The sequence below is a fragment of the Aliihoeflea aestuarii genome, assembly GCF_024105665.1.
Lineage (GTDB): Bacteria > Pseudomonadota > Alphaproteobacteria > Rhizobiales > Rhizobiaceae > Aliihoeflea > Aliihoeflea aestuarii.
The window spans coordinates 198,195-215,306 of sequence record NZ_JAAAMK010000006.1 but is presented as its reverse complement, the minus strand read 5'-3'; the positions used below and the strand labels follow the sequence as shown (position 1 = coordinate 215,306).

Genomic DNA, 17,112 nt, shown 5'->3' with positions numbered 1-17,112 from the left:
GCAATCGCCGCGAGATCCGGCTCCAAGAAACTCGCCATCATCGCCGTCGCAAGGAAACTCCTCACCGTCCTCAACGCAATGCAACGCGAACAAAAACAATACGCCTGAAAACACAGTTGCCATGCCTCACCACATCCACCGCGCAAACATGGCCACCTTCACTCCTCCTCGACGATCACACCCTGCATGACGCCGACATCGTAATCGAGCGCGTCAAGAAAGTTTCCGATCCGGCGCGCATTCTCGCCCTGATCGTGACTGCCGTAGCGCGAGGCAGAGCGCATGTCGACGCGCGTGCGCATGCCATCCGGCCGCAACCTGATCGCGATATCGGATGCAAAGCCGACCACCAGCGAATAGCCGGTGAACTCCAGCGTCGTCCCGGTCGCGCCCGCATCTTCGCGTGCGACAGGCTCGAAGCCACGCTCCGCGGCGACGCGCAGGACAGCTTGTATAGTGTCTGCGAGCGACAGGTCGTAGATGCGCGATACGAGATCGGGATAGGCCGTTCTGATCGACGCTGCCTGGTCGGCTGTGATGGGCGTCACGCGGTTCATCGCGCCTTCGCGCCGGGCGGCTGCCTCTGTCAGGAGCGGCGGATCGAGCGGGTCGGTCGCAACGTCCGACAGATGCGGATTGGTTGCCGCTCCGTAAAGCCCTACGCCAAAAGGCGCGAGAACAAGCAGGGCGAGAAGAACCCCTGCGAACGCAACGCCGGCGCCCGCATCGTCCTCGATCCACACGCGGCGCAGCGCCAGCCCTGCCAGCAGGAGCGACAAAATCGCCAGCGCGGCGGTGATGGCAAGCACCCAAAGGAACTCTGGCGTGCCGATCGCGCCGAAACGATGCGCGAGCGTGGACAGGACGAACAGCACGCCGGCGAAGAACGCAACGCCGCGCGCAGGCGCTGCCTGCGGCGCATATCCGCGTCGATCATACTGCACCATCTCACCCGCCCCGTTTGCGAATCCTCATCCCGAGGCTTCTAGCCGATCCGCGCCGAAGACGTGAGGCGCGCGCACCATTTTCACGCAGCCGGCAGGCGATAATCCCTGAACTGCTCGCGCAAGGTCGTCTTCTGGATTTTGCCCGTCGCCGTGTGCGGAATCTCCTCCACGAACGCCACGTCGTCCGGCATCCACCATTTGGCGACCTTGCCGTCCAGAAAGGCCAGCAATTCTTCTTTCGACGGATCCTTGCCTTCCTTCTTGACCACGACGAGCAGCGGACGCTCGTCCCATTTTGGATGCGCGACGCCGATGACCGCCGCTTCCGCCACGTCGGGATGGCCGACGGCGAGGTTCTCCAGATCAATCGTCGAAATCCATTCGCCGCCGGATTTGATCACGTCCTTGGCGCGATCGGTGATCTGCATATAGCCGTTGGCATTGATATGGGCGACATCGCCCGTGTCGAACCAGCCGTCCTCGTCGAACTGCTCCTTACCCGCACCTCCGTAATAGGCGGCCGCCACGGCCGGGCCGCGCACCTTCAGCCGGCCGAAGGTCTTGCCGTCCCAGGGATGCTCCGTGTTCTCGTCATCCGTCACCTTCATCTCGACGCCGAAGGGCGCGTATCCCTGCGTCTGCTTGACATCGAAGAGCGCGTCGCCGGTCGTATCGCTGTATTCGGGCTTCATCGTGCAGAGCGAACCGAGCGGCGACATCTCCGTCATGCCCCAGGCGTGGATCACCTCGACATCGTAGTTCTTCTCGAATTTCTCCGTCATCGCTCGCGGGCAGGCCGATCCGCCGATCACCACCTTTTTCAGGTGCGGCAGTTTCAGGTCGTTCTTTTCCATATGCTGGAGAAGAAGCAGCCAGACGGTCGGCACGGCGGCCGTGAAGGTCACCTTTTCGGTATCCAGAAGCTCGTAGATCGCCTCGCCGTCCATTCGTCCGCCCGGCATGACGAGCTTGGAGCCGATCATCGGGCCGGATTGCGCAAGGCCCCACGAATTGGCGTGGAACATCGGGACGACGGGAAGGATCGTGTCGCGCGACGACAGACCCATCGCATCCGGCATGGACGCGATCATGGCGTGAAGCACGTTGGAGCGATGCGAATAGACCACGCCCTTCGGATCGCCCGTCGTGCCGGAGGTGTAGCACATGCCGGCAGCCGCCTTTTCGTCCAGCGCCTTCCAGCGATAATCATCGTCGGTCTCGCCGATCCAGTCCTCATAAGCGACGACGTTGGGCAGGCTCGTTTGCGGAAGGTTCGCCGCATCCGTCAGCACGATCACCTGTTTCAGCGACGGCACGAGCGGTGCGATCTTTTCGGCAAGCGGAAGGAAGGTGAGATCGACGAACAGCGCCTTGTCCTCGGCGTGGTTCATGATCCAGACGATCTGCTGCGGAAACAGCCTCGGATTAAGCGTGTGATAGACGCCGCCCATGCCCATGATTCCGTACCAGGCCTCAAGGTGGCGCGCGGTGTTCCAGGCAAGCGTCGCGATGCGGTCGCCTTCGCGATAGCCTTCCCGGTCGAGACGCTTTGCGACCTTCAGCGCGCGCTGGCGAACTTGGCCGTAGGTCGTGCGCACGATCGGCCCTTCGACGGAGCGCGATACGATTTCCCGGTTCGGGTGCTGGATCGCCGCGTGATCGATGATCTTGTGGCAAAGAAGCGGCCAGTCCTGCATCAGCCCGAGCATATGAACCTCCCTGTTCGAACAAGCGGCAATCTTGGACGGATAGGCGTGCGTGTCCAGAGCTAAGCCCGTTCACAGATTGAAAAAATTCTCTATCGGCACAGCCTTATTCGAGCCGCGATTGACGACGAGCGTGGCCATAGGCGGGACACATCGACAAATGGAATCTCAACGATGAAGAAGGCGAAAAAGTCCGCCAAGCCCAAAGCCCTGCCCGCGTCAGCCGAGCTTGATCTGCCTGCCGCCATTCTCGACGCCGTCAAGAAGGGCGATGCCGTTTCCTTCGAAGAGCGGGTGCGTGCCGCGCTAGACGATCTGCCCGCGCAGTTTCTTTTTCACATGCGCATCGACCTCGACCCCGTGCTCGACGTCGCGGCGGTCGTGACGACCGACAGGGAAGCCGCCGACTTCCTGATCGTCCGCCAGAGCGGGGGCGAAGAGATCGCGATCGAACCTGCGTCCCAGTCCGACCTTCCCATCGCGACGCTCATTCCCGCCTATGCAGGACTGGCCGCCACCCTGCCCGTTGCCGCATGATCTAGTGGCACAGCGGCACTGGACCAATCGAAGACGCGCGTGCGGGGGTTCTGTGACCTGACGATCTTGGCTAGTCTCCTGCCAATTCAGGAGAACATCATGCTCGACCAGCCACCGCTCACCAATCTTCAGACCCGCGACATCGAGGCGGTGCTGCATCCCTATACGCCGTTGCACAAGCTGAAGACGCAGGGGCCGCTCGTGATCGAGCGCGGCGAAGGGGTCTTCGTCTACGACACGCAGGGCCGCGACTATATCGAAGGCATGTCTGGCCTCTGGTGCGCCGGCCTTGGTTTCGGGAACGAGGAAATGGTCGAGGCAGCGACCGAGCAGCTTCGCACCCTGCCCTATTATCACCTCTTCGGCGCCAAGGGCATGGAGCCGGCCATCGAACTTGCCGAGAAGCTGAAAGAAATCGCGCCGATGCCGATTTCCAAGGTGTTCTTCACCTCGTCCGGCTCGGAAGCCAACGACACGCAGGTCAAGCTTGCCTGGTACATGAACAACGCGCTCGGGCGGCCCAACAAGAAGAAGATCATTTCGCGCCAGAAAGCCTATCACGGCGTGACCATCATGGCCGCGTCGCTGACTGGCCTGCCCTATAACCACATCGGCTGGGACCTGCCGGTCGACCGCGTCCTGCACACCGATTGCCCGCATTATTATCGCTTCGGGAAAGACGGCGAGAGCGAAAGCGAGTTCGTCGCCCGGCTCGTCCAGTCGCTGCGCGATTTGATCGAGCGCGAAGGTCCGGACACGATCGCCGCGATGATCGCCGAACCCATCATGGGTGCAGGCGGCGTCCTCGTCCCGCCCGCGACCTATTTCGCCGAAATCCAGAAAGTGCTCGACGAGCACGACATCATGATGATTTCCGACGAGGTCATCAATGGCTTCGGGCGCACCGGCAATTGGTGGGGCTGCCAGACGACGGGCATGACGCCGAAGACCATCTCGGCCGCCAAGCAGCTTACCTCGGCCTATGCACCGCTCGGTGCCGTTCTGGTGCCGGACGACGTCTACGACGCCTATGTCAGCCATTCGGAGAAGATCGGCACGTTCGGCCACGGCTTCACCTATGGCGGCCATCCGCTCGGCTGCGCGCTCGGCGTCAAGGCCATCGAGATCTACCAGAAGAACGACATTCTCGGCCATGTCCGCAAGATTTCACCGCTGTTCGAGGCACGGTTGAAGAAGGTCGCGGACCATCCGCTGGTCGGCGAAGTCCGCTTTTCCGGGCTTATGGGCGGCGTCGAACTCGTGGCCGACAAGGCGACCAAGCGTTCCTTCGACCCGAAGAGCGGCGTCGGCGCGCAGACGGCAAGGTTCTGCGAAGCCAACGGCGTGATCCTGCGCGCCATCGGCGACACCATCGCGTTCTGCCCGCCCATGGTCATCAACGAGGCCGAGCTGAACGAATTGTTCGACCGCTTCGAAAAGGCGCTGGCCGATGCCGCTGGGTGGGTGGCTAAGGAAGGTCTGCAGAAGGCCGCTTAGCGGTACGCCGCTTTGGGGGAGAGGCATGGATTCCTGTGACGAGCACAGGAATGACGGCATCAAGGGGATATGCCAATCGTCAACGCTGGAGATTGGCATCAGACTTCTCCACCGTCATTCCTGTGCTCGTCACAGGAATCCATGCCTCACCGGTCAAGTGCCGCCGAGCTTGCCGACTCGAGCAAACCCGCGACTCTGCGGCCTCTTCCCCCGATCCCGCACATCGCGTAAACGGCCTTCGCAAAACTCTCCCGCAGGGCCACTTTTCCATGATTCGTCTCGAAAGCATCTCCAAGCAGAACGGTCAGCAGATCGTCTTCATCGAGGCGTCGGCAGCGCTCCAGCGCGGCGAGAAGATCGGCCTCGTCGGCCCGAACGGCGCCGGCAAGACGACGCTCTTTCGCATGATCACCGGGCAGGAAATGCCGGACGAGGGTCAGGTCGCCGTCGATCGCGGCGTGACCATCGGCTATTTCAGCCAGGATGTCGGCGACATGGAAGGCCGCAGCGCGGTCACCGAGGTCATGGACGGCGCCGGTCCCGTCAGCGTACTCGCCGCTGAAATGGCCGAACTCGAAGCCGCCATGGCCGATCCCGACCGCGCCGATGAGATGGACGAGATCATCACCCGCTATGGCGAGGTGCAGGGCCGGTTCGACGAACTCGACGGCTACGCGCTCGATGGGCGCGCGCGCGAAGTGCTCGACGGCCTCGGCTTTTCCCAGGAGATGATGGACGGCGATGTCGGCAAGCTTTCTGGCGGCTGGAAGATGCGCGTCGCGCTTGCCAAGATCCTGCTGATGCGCCCCGACGCGATGCTGCTCGACGAGCCGAGCAATCATCTCGACCTCGAAAGCCTGATCTGGCTCGAAAACTTTCTCAAGGGATATGACGGTACGATCCTCATGACCTCGCACGACCGCGAATTCATGAACCGCATCGTCGGCAAGATCATCGAGATCGATGCGGGCTCGCTCACCTCCTATTCGGGCGGCTACACCTTCTATCAGGAGCAGCGAAAGCTCGCAGAAGTCCAGCAGCAGGCGCAGTTCGAGCGCCAGCAGGCCATGCTCGCCAAGGAAATCGCCTTCATCGAGCGCTTCAAGGCGCGCGCCAGCCACGCCGCGCAAGTCCAAAGCCGCGTCAAGAAACTCGACAAGATCGACAAGGTCGAGCCACCCAAGCGCCAGCAGACGGTGCGCTTCGAATTCAAGCCCGCGCCGCGGTCCGGCGAGGATGTCGCGACCTTGAAGAACGTCCACAAGAGCTACGGCGCGCGCACCATCTATGAGGGGCTCGACTTTCAGGTTCGCCGGCGCGAGCGCTGGTGCGTGATGGGCGTCAACGGCGCGGGCAAATCGACGCTGCTCAAGCTGATCGCCGGCGCGTCGGAGCCGGACGACGGCACGGTCGCGCGCGGCCCCAGCGTCCGGATGGGTTATTTCGCGCAGCACGCCATGGAAGTGATCGACGGCGAGCATACGGTCCTCCAAGCACTCGAACACGAATTTCCGCAGGCAGGGCAAGCACCGCTGCGCGCCCTTGCCGGCTGCTTCGGGTTTACCGGCGACGATGTCGAGAAGAAGTGCCGCGTTCTGTCCGGCGGCGAAAAGGCGCGGCTGGTCATGGCGATCATGCTGTTCGACCCGCCGAACTTCCTCGTCCTCGACGAGCCGACGAACCATCTCGACATCGCGACCAAGGAAATGCTGATCGACGCGCTTTCGCGCTATGAGGGCGCGATGCTGTTCGTCAGCCACGATCGGCACTTCCTCGCGGCCCTGTCGAACCGCGTGCTGGAACTCACACCCGATGGCATCCACGCCTATGGCGGCGGCTATACCGAGTATGTCGAGCGCACGGGGCAGGAAGCGCCGGGGCTGCGCAGCTAGTCTTCGAAGCGGCTCGCTTCGTCGCGATCGCGCTCATATCGTCGCTTCACCGGAAACGGCGGCAGCCATGCCTCGCGGCGAACGGTCCACAATTCGTAGGTCGGCGTCAGTTGGTTGGGCGCGTCGAGCGAACCGAGATTGATCTCCACCTCGTCGCCCGATCGGCCAAAGACGGGCGAACCGCAGCGTGGGCAGAAGAACCGTCCGGCATAATTTCGCGCCTCGCCCTCGACCGTCACCGCGCTTTCGGGAAATATTGCCGAAGCATGAAAAAGCGCGCCATGATGCTTGCGGCAGTCGAGACAGTGGCAGATGCCCACACGGTACGGACGACCGAAGGCCACGACCCGCACACTGCCGCACCGGCATCCACCTGTGAATCGATCCATCGTTTTCCTCCGCACGGTGCGCGAGTGCCCGGTTTTTGCCGCTGCTTTCGCATCCCTGTAACATGGCCGATCTATGCGTGCCTCGCACCATCGTTGTCATCACATGTAAGGGGATTTCACATGCGGCATCTTTCTCGCTTCACGATTTCACTCGGCCTGACCTGCGCCTTCGTGATGCCGGCATTCGCCGACGAACCCGCAGCCAAGAACGTCATCCTGATGATTTCGGACGGCATCGGCTTCAACGGCTGGCTCGCGGCCGATTACTATCAGGGCAAGGCCGGTAGCCAGTCCTACCAGATCGCCCGCCCGGACGGCACCGAGCCGCGCCTTTACGGCCAGACGCACTGGTCGGTCAATCCGGTCGATGAAAACGGCAATCTTGTAAGCGACGATGAGGCTGACCAGGCCGCTGGCGTTGTCGAGCAATATTACGATCCCACGACCCGCTGGAACCGCTTCGAGAACACGTTCCTCAACGATTTCGCGCCGGTCGGCCAGAGCTACACGTCCTATACGGACTCGTCGTCGGCCGCGACCGCGCTCTATACCGGCCGCAAGACCGTCAACGGACGCATCAATAAGGACTGGAAGGGCGAGATCGACTTCGTCACGATCGCTCAGATCGCCAATGCACAGGGCCGCGCGACCGGCGCCGTCTCCACCGTCCAGGTCTCGCACGCAACGCCGGGCGCCGTCTGGTCGCATGCCGCTTCGCGCAATTCCTATGCCGACATCTTCAACGACATGGTCGGAAGCGGGCTCGACGTTATCATGGGCGCCGGCCACCCCGATTTCGACAGGAGCGGCCGCCGTCTTGAAGACGGTGCCGAGCGCGACTACAAATTCGTCGGCGGTGAGGAAACCTGGACGGCCCTGACCAGCGAGGAAGGCCATAACGACTTCGCCTTCATCGAGGAAAAGAGCGACTTCGAGGCACTGGCCGCCGGCGAGAACCTGCCGCGAAAGGTCGTCGGCGTCATGCAGTCGATCAGCACAGCCCAGTCCGACCGCAGCGATCTCGATGCCGACGAGGCCAACCCGTCGGGCATGGCCTTCGTCGAAAACGTTCCCTCGCTCGCCACGATGACGCAGGCCTCGCTAAATGTTCTGAACCAGAACGAAACCGGCTTCTTCGTTATGATCGAGGGCGGCGCCGTCGACTGGATGGGCCATGCCAACGATATGCCGCGCTACATCGAAGAGCAGATCGATTTCAACCTCGCCGTCGATGCGGCGATCGAGTGGATCGAGGAGAATTCGAACTGGGAGGAAACGCTGCTGATCGTGACCTCCGATCACGAGACCGGTGGCATCTGGGGCGAAGGCACCTACGCCAACGGTTCAGGTCCGGCCGTCGCCGATCCTTCCGACAAGGAAGCCATCGAGGCCGCTCGCTTCGACCCGACGCAGGACCGCTTCAACGACTATCTGGCGGTGCAGGATCGCGGCGCAGGCAGCATGCCGGGCTATCAGTTCTCATCCGGCAACCACACGAACGAACTCGTTCCGCTCTGGGCCATCGGCTCCGGCAGCCAGCTTTTCGACGAGGCTCGCCGCGTCGATGTCAGGGCAGCAAAGCTCTGGGGCAACGATGCGGCCTATGATTGGGATGGGTCGTTCATCGACAACACCTCGGTGTTCGACGTCATGAACCGGGTGCTTTCAACCGATCATCTCGAAAGCCGCGCCGGCCTCTGACGCACGGACGCATGTATCGGAACGCCCGGCCTCGCGCCGGGCGTTTTCGCGTATGCTCGATCAGGCGTTCGGGATCTTGCGCGCGCCCTTGGCGGCACGCGTCGAAGCATTCAACGTAATGGCCGCGCGGATGAGCGTCTTGAACGCATCGGCATCGATCTTGTCATCCTCGCCAATGTCGATCGCGCGGCGCGTATTGCCTTCGAGGCTGGAATTGAAAAGTTTCGCGGGATCGTCCAGCGCCGCGCCCTTGGCGAAAGTCAGTTTCACGACCTTCTTGTAGGTCTCGCCGGTGCAAACGATACCGTCATGCGACCAGACCGGTACGCCGCGCCATTTCCATTCCTCGACGATATCCGGATCGGATTCGTGAATCAGCTTGCGCATGCGTGCCAGCGCTTCGCCGCGCCAGTCATCAAGCTCCGCAATCCGCGCATCGATGAGTTTCGACGGGTCTTTTCCGGTGTCATCGGTCATAAGTTCGCTCCGCCCTACATTTTCTCGCCGGGCAAGCGGCTCGCCTGCTTTACCCAACCGGTAAATTGCGCCTCGTTGATCTCGGCGCCTTCATGGACATGGAAATAGCGCACGTCTTTCTGCTTCGATCCGACCGGCGGCATCGGATCGATCGACGCACCCTTGAAGAACGCGACCTTCAAATATTTGTCGAAGCAATGGAAAGAGAGGAAATAGACGTCATCTTCGACACCGTAAAAGGGCGAGTTCCACTTCACCGCCTTCTTCACATCCGGCAGGGCCTCGACGATCAGCGCGTCGAGCTTGCGGCCGACATCGCTTTTCCAGCCGGGCATCGCATCGATGTAAGCCTGCACCGGCCCATCGCCGTAGCCCTTAGGTATTTGCGGATTGCCGCCCGAAAGAAGCACCGGTTTTTCGGACGTCTTTGCTTTTGCAGATGCTCCAGCCGCCATGATCTCCTCCGTTTCGCGGGAGAAAGGATCATAGCCGCCGGGCCCTTTTTTGAAAACGCTAAGGTGTCTTCACCGCCGCCTGCGCCGCCGCCAGCCGCGCGATCGGCACGCGGAAAGGCGAGCACGAGACGTAGTCGAGCCCGACTTCCTCGCAAAAATGGATCGAGGACGGGTCGCCGCCATGCTCGCCGCAGATGCCGAGCTTGATATCGGGGCGCGTCGCTCGTCCCTTCTCCGCCGCCATGCGAACGAGTTCGCCCACGCCCTCCTGATCGAGCGAGACGAACGGATCGCGCTCGATGATGCCCTTCTGGCGGTAGGTTTCGAGGAAGGACGAAGCGTCGTCGCGGCTGATGCCGAACGTCGTCTGCGTCAGATCGTTGGTGCCGAAGGAGAAGAATTCGGCCGCTTCCGCGATCACATGCGCGCGGATGGCCGCGCGCGGCAGTTCGATCATCGTGCCGACGAGATAGTCAATCTCGCGGCCACGTTCCTGCATGACCTCTTTTCCGACCGCCTCGATCCGCGCCTTGACGAAATCGAGTTCCTTCATGATGCCGACGAGCGGTACCATGATCTCCGGCACGACAGGGCTCCCGGTCTTTTCGCCCGCTTCCAGCGCTGCCTCGAAGATCGCGCGTGCCTGCATTTCGGCAATTTCCGGATAGGACACGGCCAGACGGCAGCCGCGATGGCCGAGCATCGGATTTGTTTCGTGCAATGCCTCCGTGCGCTCGACCAGTCTAACCGGATCGACGCCCAGCGCCTTCGCGACCTCGCCGATTTCCTGTTCCGTCTTCGGCAGGAATTCGTGCAAAGGCGGGTCGAGCAGCCGGATCGTGACCGGCAGGCCGGCCATGATCTCGAACAGTTCGACGAAGTCGGAGCGTTGCATCGGCAACAGCTTGTCGAGCGCGGCGCGCCGCCCCGCCTCGGTATCGGCCAGGATCATCTCGCGCATGGAGATGATGCGTTCCTCGTCGAAGAACATATGCTCGGTGCGGCAAAGGCCGATGCCTTCGGCTCCGAAGGACCGCGCCATGCGCGCGTCGGCCGGCGTTTCGGCATTGGCGCGCACCTTCATGCGCCGCGTGCCGTCCGCCCATTCCATGATCGCGGCGAAATCGCCCGACAATTCGGGTTGCAGCATCGGCACCGCCCCCTTGAGCACCTGCCCGCTCGCGCCGTCGATGGTAATGATATCGCCCTTTTTCAGGCTGACGCCCATGGCGATCAGCGTGCCCGCGCGCGTGTCAACGCGCAATCCACCCGCGCCAGACACGCAGGGTTTGCCCATGCCGCGCGCGACGACCGCGGCGTGGCTGGTCATGCCGCCGCGCGTCGTCAGGATGCCTTCGGCCGCATGCATGCCGTGGATGTCTTCCGGGCTCGTCTCGACACGCACGAGAATGACCTTGCGGCCCTGCCCCTTCAATTCTTCCGCCTCGTCGGAGGTGAAGACGATCTCGCCCGTCGCCGCACCCGGCGAGGCGGGCAGGCCCGACCCGATGATGTTGCGCTCGGCCTTTGGGTCGATGGTGGGGTGCAAAAGCTGGTCGAGCGATGCCGGATCGATGCGCTTGACCGCTTCCTCGCGGCTGATCAGCTTCTCGCCCGCCATATCGACTGCGATCTTCAGCGCGGCCTTCGCCGTGCGCTTGCCCGAACGCGTCTGGAGCATCCACAATTTGCCGCGCTCGATGGTGAATTCGAGGTCCTGCATGTCGCGGTAATGCGCTTCGAGCCGGTTCGCGATGTCGACGAAATTCGCATAGGCTTCCGGCATCACCTTTTCGAGCGACGGCTTGTCCGAGCCGGCCGCGATGCGCGCCGTCTCCGTCAGATTCTGCGGTGTGCGGATGCCGGCAACCACGTCCTCGCCCTGCGCATTGACGAGGAATTCGCCGTAAAGCGCCTTTTCGCCGGTCGAGGGATTGCGTGTGAAAGCGACGCCGGTCGCCGACGTGTCGCCCATATTGCCGAACACCATCGACTGGATGTTGACCGCCGTGCCCCAACTTTCGGGGATGTCGTGCAGGCGGCGATAGGTGATCGCGCGGTGGTTCATCCAACTTGAAAAGACCGCGCCGACCGCCCCCCAAAGCTGCTCGCGCGGGTCCTGCGGGAACGGGTGGCCGAGTTCCTCGACCACTTTCTCCTTGTAGAGCTCGACGATCTTACGCCAGTCGGAGGCGGACAATTCCGTATCCAGTTCGACACCGCGCTGCGCCTTTTCGTCCTCCAGAATTTCCTCGAAGACTTCATGATCGAGGCCGAGCACGACATCGCAATACATGGTGATGAAGCGGCGGTAGCTGTCGAAAGCGAAGCGCTCGTCGCCCGCCTCGCGCGCCAGCGCTTCCACCGTCTCGTCGTTGAGGCCCAGATTGAGGACCGTGTCCATCATGCCCGGCATCGATGCGCGCGCGCCGGAACGTACGGAGACGAGGAGCAGCTTTTCGGGATCGCCGAAGCTCTTGCCCGTGATGCGGCCGACCTCGGCCAGCGCCGCGTCGACTTCGGCCTCCAGCTCGGGCGGATAGGCCCGTTCATTGGCGTAATAGTGGACGCAAGCGTCGGTCGTGACGGTGAAGCCTGGAGGGACCGGAAGGCCCAGATTGCACATCTCGGCAAGATTTGCGCCTTTGCCACCCAGAAGGTTCTTGTCGCCCGCCCGGCCCTCGGCCTTGCCGTCGCCGAATGCGTAAACCCACTTCGCCATGCCGTCCTCCATGCTTGCGGGTTTCGAGCGATAGAGTGCAGCGCAGCAAATGGCAAGGCGCGGCAACGGCCGGCTCCGAACTCAATCGATTGAGGTGGAACAGCGCATCATTTTGGTTCGCCGCAACTTGCGGCGTTCCGAAACACAATATAGAACATAACGCGAACATGGAGGATGCGACATGCGCGAAGACGGCAAGCTCGACTACATCGAAATGCAGGCGGCAGGCGGCGCGATCGACAGCGTCAAGGCGTTCTACAGTGCCGCTTTCGGCTGGACTTTCACGGATTACGGTCCACGCTATTCGGCCTTCTCCGAGGGGCTCGACGGCGGCTTCGACGCATCGGAAACGGTGGATGCGAAGCCGCTGCCGGTGCTGTTTTCGACCGATCTGGAGCGTACGCTGGAGCAGGTTCTGCAAGCCGGCGGCCGGGTCGTGAAGCCGATCTTCGAGTTCCCCGGCGGCCGGCGGTTCCATTTCGCCGATCCAGCCGGCAACGAACTGGCCGTCTGGGCCGAATAGGAGCACCGCGCCATGCACAAGGGAAGCTGCCACTGCGGAAAAACATCCTTCGAAGTCGACGGCGAATTCACCGAGGCCATGGAGTGCAACTGCTCGCATTGCAGCCGCAAGGGCTATCTGCTCTGGTTCGTTCCGCGCGAGCAACTCAAACTCGAAACGCCCATGAAAAACCTGTCGATCTATCACTTCAACAAGCATGCGATCGACCATCACTTCTGCCCCGACTGCGGCTGCGCGCCGTTCGGTCTCGGCACCTCGAAGGACGGCAAGAAAACGGCCGCGATCAATGTGCGCTGCCTCGAAGGCTTCGAGCTTGCGGATGTGAAGCGCGTGCCGGTGGACGGCCGGTCCTATTGAACCGGGCTGCCCAGCTCGGCCAGAACGTTGCGCAGCTTTCCGGTCGTGATCGCCACGTCGGGCGCGTTCTGAACGGCCATCAGGTGGCGCAGGCGAAATTGCGGGTCGTGGTCCTCTCCCTCGCCGATCAGGCGCTTTGCGCTGGCCACCGCATCGGCAAGCACGGCCTCCGTCAAAACGCCCTCCTTGTCCGCGCGCGCCTCGTCTATGAGCACTATCAGTTGCGACAGACCTTCCAGCCATGAAAACCGCGGATTACCGATAACGGCGAAGAGTAGCGTGTAGGGGTTCTCAAAGGCCGGATCGTCGCCCGCCTCCGCGTGGATCAACGCCTTGTGGAGATCGCGCAGCGCCCTTGCAAGATCATCCGCGCGCGTCTTCAGCTCGTCCGTCATACCGCTTCCCGCATCTGTTCCGCCGTTTCGAGATCGACCGAAACGAGCTGGCTGACGCCCTGTTCGGCCATCGTCACGCCGAACAGCCTGTCCATCCGCGACATGGTGATCGGATTGTGCGTGATGATGACGAACCGCGTTTCCGTCGTCGCCGCCATTTCATCCATGAGATTGCAGAAGCGCTCGACATTGTGATCGTCAAGCGGCGCATCGACCTCGTCCAGAACACAGATCGGCGCGGGGTTGGTCAGGAAAACGGCGAAGATCAGCGCCATCGCGGTCAGCGCCTGTTCGCCGCCCGAAAGCAGCGTCATCGTCTGCGGCTTCTTGCCTGGTGGACGGGCAAGGATTTCGAGCCCCGCTTCCAGCGGATCGTCGCTCTCGATCAGTTGCAGTTCGGCCGTGCCGCCGCCGAAAAGATGCGTGAACAGCCGGCGAAATTCGGCATCGACACGCCCGAATGCGCCAAGCAGCCGCTCGCGCCCCTCGCGGTTCAGGTTCTGGATCGCCTCGCGCAGCCGCGCGATCGCCTCGACCACGTCGTCCCGCTCCCGCGTGATGAGGTCGAACCGATCGGACAGTTCGCGCGCCTCCTGCTCGGCGCGAAGATTGACCGCGCCCAGCCGCTCGCGCTCTGCCTTCAGCCTGTCGAGCCGTCGCTCCACATCCGCAATTTCGGGCGCGGCCTGATCGGCCAGAAGCTCGGCCTGCCGCGCGACGAGATGCGGTTCGACGCCAACCACCTCGCGCATTCGCGCTTCGATCTGCTTGCGCCGGTCTTCCGCTGCCGAAAGGCGTTCCTCGGCGCGGCCACGCTCCTCGCGTGCCTTGCTCAGCGCCTCGATCGCGTCGGTCGCGGCGCGGTCGAGCAGAACCTGGCCGGTTTCGGCCTGCGCAAGCGTGTCGGCGGCTTGCCGGCGCGCGGCCTCCGCCTTGTCCAGTTCGCCGGCTAGCGCCCTGCGCTTTATTTCGAATTCATCCGGCGCATCGGCCAGCGTGGCGGCCTCCGTCATCGCTTCCGCCCGGCGTGCCTCCAACGCCTCCATTTGCGCCTGCGCATTGCCGGCGCGCTTCAGCCAGCCTTCGCGCTCGGAAACGATCGCCGCCAGCCGGTTGACCCGCCCCTGCGCGTCCCTTTTCAGGTCATCGCATGCGGCGCGCGCCTGCGCTTCGTCCTCCCGCGCCTCACCCGTGCGTTCGCGCAATGCACCAAGCTCAGCATCGAGCATTTCGGGATCGGGCGCTGCGGCCAGTCCGGTTTCCGCCTCAGCTCGCTGGCTGGCAAATTCGCCAAGCGTTTCGACGAAGCGCGCCTCCGTCTCGGCCAGTCCCGCACGCCGGGTGTCGATCTCGCCGCGCGCGCGCTCGGCGCGGGCGAGGTCATCGCGCTTTTCGCCGACAGCGTTTTGAGCCGCGCGGACGGCCTGGCGAGTGATCGTGTCCTTTTCAACCGCCTCCTTGACCGCGCGCTCGCGCGCCGCGAGCCCCGCTTCGGCCTCGGCAAGACACGCCTGTGCAGCCTCAATCTCGCCTTTCAGTTCCGTAAGCCGGTTGCGTTGCGCAAGCCTCTGCGCTGCCGCCGTCGGCGCATCCGCGCTTGCCACGACGCCGTCCCACCGCCACAGATCTCCCTCGCGCGAGACGGCGACTTGTCCGGTGGCGAGACGCCGCTGCAAATCCGCCCCGTCGGCCCTCGACACGAGGCCGACCTGCCCCAGCCGCCGCGCAAGTTCCGGCGGTGCGTCGACGTAGGCGAGCAGGGGCTCAGCCCCATCTGGCAGCGCCGGGTCATTGCCGCTCCCGCCCGTCAGCGCCCAGTAGGCGGGCGCATCGGCGCCGAGGGGCAATTCCAGATCGTCGCCGAGCGCCGCGCCAAGGGCCGTCTCGAAGCCGCGCGCAACCTTGATGCGGTCGAGAACGGGCGTCTGCCCGGCGCCCGTCTGTCCGGCGGCGAGCACCTTTTCCAGCGTGCGCGCCTCGGTTTCGACCTGCGAAAGCACGCCCCGCGCTTTGTGGACCGGCTCGCGCCCGGCGGTCTCTGCGGCGCGCGCCGACGCGACCGAAGCTTCCGCCATTGCAGCGGCGCGCTCGGCCTCCGCGAAATTTCTCTCGGCTTCGTCAAAGGCCGCGCGACGCTCACCCATGTCGGGAAGCGCCGCCGCGCGTGCATCCAGCGCCTCGATTTCCCTGCGGGCCTCGCCAAGCTGGCGCTCGGCCCTTGCCTGACGCTCGTCCAGTTCGCGCAGCGTTCTGATGGCCTGTGCGCGAAGCGCAGCGCTTTCCGCACGCTTCGCAGTCAGCGCGGTCAACGCCGTTTCCATACCCGCCAGCGCCTCGGCGGCCCTGCGCAGCATTTCGCCCGCTTTCGCCGAGCGCTCGTCATGGCCTTCGCCTGCTGCGAGCAGTTCGGTCTCCTCGGTCGCCAATCGGTCGAGAACGCCCGCATTGTCGGCCAGAAGCTGGCGCTCGCGTTCGATGTCGGCTTCCGCCTGGTGCAGCCGGCGCTCAAGCTCTTGCCTGCGCGCGGCAACGCGTTTGGTCTCCTCCTCAAGCTGGGTGCGCGCGATCGTCAGGCGCTGCAGCACGGCTGCCGCGGCCGCCTCGACCTCGCGCAAACCGGGCAATCCGTGCGCGCCGACGGCTTGCGCCTTTGCCGCCTCGATCTGCGCCTGCGCGCGCTCGGCAACCAGCGAAGTCGCCCGCGCAAGCACCGACTTCGTCTCACCTTCCTGCGTCTTTTCGTGCACCCAGCGTAAATGAAGCAGCGTCGCCTCGGCCTTGCGGACATCGGCCGACAGCGCCTTGAAGCGCTGTGCCTGCCGCGCCTGCCGCTTCAGGCTGTCGATCTGCGTGCGCAATTCACCCGTCACGTCGTCCAGACGTTCGAGGTTCTGTTCGGCAGCGCGCAAGCGCAATTCCGCTTCGTGACGGCGCGAGTGCAGGCCGGAAATTCCGGCCGCCTCCTCCAGAAGCGCGCGCCTTGCCTGCGGCTTGGCCTGGATCAGTTCGCCGATCCGGCCCTGCCCGACCATGGAAGGCGAGCGCGCGCCGGTGGACTGGTCCGCGAACAGAAGCTGCACGTCCTTCGCGCGCGCCTCCTTGCCGTTGATGCGGTAGACGGAACCGGATTCGCGCGCGATGCGGCGCGAAACCTGCAACTCGTCCGATGCGTTGAACGCGGCCGGCGCGGTTCGGTCGGAATTGTCGAGGAAGAGCGTGACTTCGGCCGTGTTGCGGGAGGGCCGCGTGCCGGAGCCCGAGAAGATCACGTCGTCCATACCGGACGCGCGCATGTTCTTGTACGAGCTTTCGCCCATCACCCAGCGCAGCGCCTCCACCAGATTCGACTTGCCGCAGCCGTTCGGCCCGACAATGCCGGTCAGGCCGCGCTCGATGACGAATTCGCCGGGATCGACGAAAGATTTGAAGCCAAGAAGACGGAGTTTGTTGAAGCGCATCGTTCAGAGCCCTGCCCGGCTCGACGAACGAAATCCGGGCACGGTTGTCCCGCGCC

Annotated in this window: 14 protein-coding genes; 6 read left to right on the top strand and 8 right to left on the bottom strand. The window is 63.5% G+C overall.

What is annotated here, in order from left to right; all coding sequences use genetic code 11:
- Window positions 1–158 precede the first annotated feature (158 nt).
- A complete protein-coding gene (locus GTW25_RS14055; protein ID WP_252912766.1) occupies window positions 159–947 on the bottom strand; it encodes a DUF1499 domain-containing protein in 789 nt (262 codons plus the stop codon).
- Between the two features lie 80 nt (window positions 948–1,027).
- Window positions 1,028–2,656, bottom strand: a complete 1,629-nt coding sequence (locus GTW25_RS14050) for a fatty-acid--CoA ligase (RefSeq protein WP_252912765.1) — start codon at window positions 2,654–2,656, stop codon at window positions 1,028–1,030.
- 171 nt (window positions 2,657–2,827) lie between these two features.
- Here GTW25_RS14050 and GTW25_RS14045 point away from each other — a divergent pair, with 171 nt between their 5' ends.
- From GTW25_RS14045 to GTW25_RS14035, 3 genes are all read left to right on the top strand, one after another.
- Window positions 2,828–3,190: a hypothetical protein gene (locus GTW25_RS14045; RefSeq protein ID WP_252912764.1), complete on the top strand. Its 363-nt coding sequence runs from the start codon at window positions 2,828–2,830 to the stop codon at window positions 3,188–3,190.
- A gap of 99 nt (window positions 3,191–3,289) precedes the next feature.
- The gene (locus GTW25_RS14040) at window positions 3,290–4,687 is read left to right on the top strand and encodes an aminotransferase (protein WP_252912763.1); all 1,398 of its coding nucleotides are present in this window, start codon (window positions 3,290–3,292) and stop codon (window positions 4,685–4,687) included.
- Between the two features lie 269 nt (window positions 4,688–4,956).
- On the top strand, window positions 4,957–6,579 hold the full coding sequence (locus GTW25_RS14035; RefSeq protein WP_252912762.1) for an ABC-F family ATP-binding cassette domain-containing protein: 1,623 nt from the start codon (window positions 4,957–4,959) through the stop codon (window positions 6,577–6,579).
- Here the strand turns inward: GTW25_RS14035 and GTW25_RS14030 are convergent.
- A complete protein-coding gene (locus tag GTW25_RS14030; RefSeq protein ID WP_252912761.1) occupies window positions 6,576–6,968 on the bottom strand; it encodes a GFA family protein in 393 nt (130 codons plus the stop codon). The genes GTW25_RS14035 and GTW25_RS14030 overlap by 4 nt on opposite strands.
- A 120-nt stretch (window positions 6,969–7,088) precedes the next feature.
- Here GTW25_RS14030 and GTW25_RS14025 point away from each other — a divergent pair, with 120 nt between their 5' ends.
- The gene (locus GTW25_RS14025; protein ID WP_252912760.1) at window positions 7,089–8,669 is read left to right on the top strand and encodes an alkaline phosphatase; all 1,581 of its coding nucleotides are present in this window, start codon (window positions 7,089–7,091) and stop codon (window positions 8,667–8,669) included.
- 60 nt (window positions 8,670–8,729) lie between these two features.
- Here the strand turns inward: GTW25_RS14025 and GTW25_RS14020 are convergent, their stop codons facing one another.
- Genes GTW25_RS14020 through ppdK form a run of 3 tightly spaced genes read right to left on the bottom strand, consistent with a single transcriptional unit; the run spans window position 8,730 to window position 12,323 of the window.
- On the bottom strand, window positions 8,730–9,146 hold the full coding sequence (locus GTW25_RS14020) for a DUF1801 domain-containing protein (protein WP_252912759.1): 417 nt from the start codon (window positions 9,144–9,146) through the stop codon (window positions 8,730–8,732).
- Between the two features lie 14 nt (window positions 9,147–9,160).
- The gene (locus tag GTW25_RS14015) at window positions 9,161–9,601 is read right to left on the bottom strand and encodes a DUF1801 domain-containing protein (RefSeq protein WP_252912758.1); all 441 of its coding nucleotides are present in this window, start codon (window positions 9,599–9,601) and stop codon (window positions 9,161–9,163) included.
- Window positions 9,602–9,659: 58 nt separating this feature from the next.
- A complete protein-coding gene (gene ppdK / locus GTW25_RS14010; RefSeq protein ID WP_252912757.1) occupies window positions 9,660–12,323 on the bottom strand; it encodes a pyruvate, phosphate dikinase in 2,664 nt (887 codons plus the stop codon).
- A gap of 181 nt (window positions 12,324–12,504) precedes the next feature.
- Here ppdK and GTW25_RS14005 point away from each other — a divergent pair, with 181 nt between their 5' ends.
- Window positions 12,505–12,846, top strand: coding sequence for a VOC family protein (locus GTW25_RS14005; protein WP_252912756.1), 342 nt, complete (start codon window positions 12,505–12,507; stop codon window positions 12,844–12,846).
- 12 nt (window positions 12,847–12,858) lie between these two features.
- A complete protein-coding gene (locus GTW25_RS14000; RefSeq protein ID WP_252912755.1) occupies window positions 12,859–13,203 on the top strand; it encodes a GFA family protein in 345 nt (114 codons plus the stop codon).
- Here GTW25_RS14000 and GTW25_RS13995 read toward each other — a convergent pair.
- A complete protein-coding gene (locus GTW25_RS13995; protein WP_252912754.1) occupies window positions 13,197–13,598 on the bottom strand; it encodes a hypothetical protein in 402 nt (133 codons plus the stop codon). The two genes, GTW25_RS14000 and GTW25_RS13995, sit on opposite strands and share 7 nt — an antisense overlap.
- Window positions 13,595–17,056: a chromosome segregation SMC family protein gene (locus tag GTW25_RS13990; protein WP_252912753.1), complete on the bottom strand. Its 3,462-nt coding sequence runs from the start codon at window positions 17,054–17,056 to the stop codon at window positions 13,595–13,597. The genes GTW25_RS13995 and GTW25_RS13990 overlap by 4 nt, the downstream gene beginning before the upstream one ends.
- Window positions 17,057–17,112 lie beyond the last annotated feature (56 nt).

What these genes read in the sequence shown, in the direction of transcription:
- GTW25_RS13995 (WP_252912754.1), bottom strand. Translation starts at nt 13,598, where the DNA reads ATGACGGACGAGCTGAAGACGCGCGCGGATGATCTTGCAAGGGCGCTG.
- GTW25_RS14025 (WP_252912760.1), top strand. Translation starts at nt 7,089, where the DNA reads ATGCGGCATCTTTCTCGCTTCACGATTTCACTCGGCCTGACCTGCGCC.
- GTW25_RS14030 (WP_252912761.1), bottom strand. Translation starts at nt 6,968, where the DNA reads ATGGATCGATTCACAGGTGGATGCCGGTGCGGCAGTGTGCGGGTCGTG.
- ppdK (WP_252912757.1), bottom strand. Translation starts at nt 12,323, where the DNA reads ATGGCGAAGTGGGTTTACGCATTCGGCGACGGCAAGGCCGAGGGCCGG.
- GTW25_RS14015 (WP_252912758.1), bottom strand. Translation starts at nt 9,601, where the DNA reads ATGGCGGCTGGAGCATCTGCAAAAGCAAAGACGTCCGAAAAACCGGTG.
- GTW25_RS14050 (WP_252912765.1), bottom strand. Translation starts at nt 2,656, where the DNA reads ATGCTCGGGCTGATGCAGGACTGGCCGCTTCTTTGCCACAAGATCATC.
- GTW25_RS14020 (WP_252912759.1), bottom strand. Translation starts at nt 9,146, where the DNA reads ATGACCGATGACACCGGAAAAGACCCGTCGAAACTCATCGATGCGCGG.
- GTW25_RS14000 (WP_252912755.1), top strand. Translation starts at nt 12,859, where the DNA reads ATGCACAAGGGAAGCTGCCACTGCGGAAAAACATCCTTCGAAGTCGAC.
- GTW25_RS14035 (WP_252912762.1), top strand. Translation starts at nt 4,957, where the DNA reads ATGATTCGTCTCGAAAGCATCTCCAAGCAGAACGGTCAGCAGATCGTC.
- GTW25_RS13990 (WP_252912753.1), bottom strand. Translation starts at nt 17,056, where the DNA reads ATGCGCTTCAACAAACTCCGTCTTCTTGGCTTCAAATCTTTCGTCGAT.
- GTW25_RS14005 (WP_252912756.1), top strand. Translation starts at nt 12,505, where the DNA reads ATGCGCGAAGACGGCAAGCTCGACTACATCGAAATGCAGGCGGCAGGC.
- GTW25_RS14045 (WP_252912764.1), top strand. Translation starts at nt 2,828, where the DNA reads ATGAAGAAGGCGAAAAAGTCCGCCAAGCCCAAAGCCCTGCCCGCGTCA.
- GTW25_RS14040 (WP_252912763.1), top strand. Translation starts at nt 3,290, where the DNA reads ATGCTCGACCAGCCACCGCTCACCAATCTTCAGACCCGCGACATCGAG.
- GTW25_RS14055 (WP_252912766.1), bottom strand. Translation starts at nt 947, where the DNA reads ATGGTGCAGTATGATCGACGCGGATATGCGCCGCAGGCAGCGCCTGCG.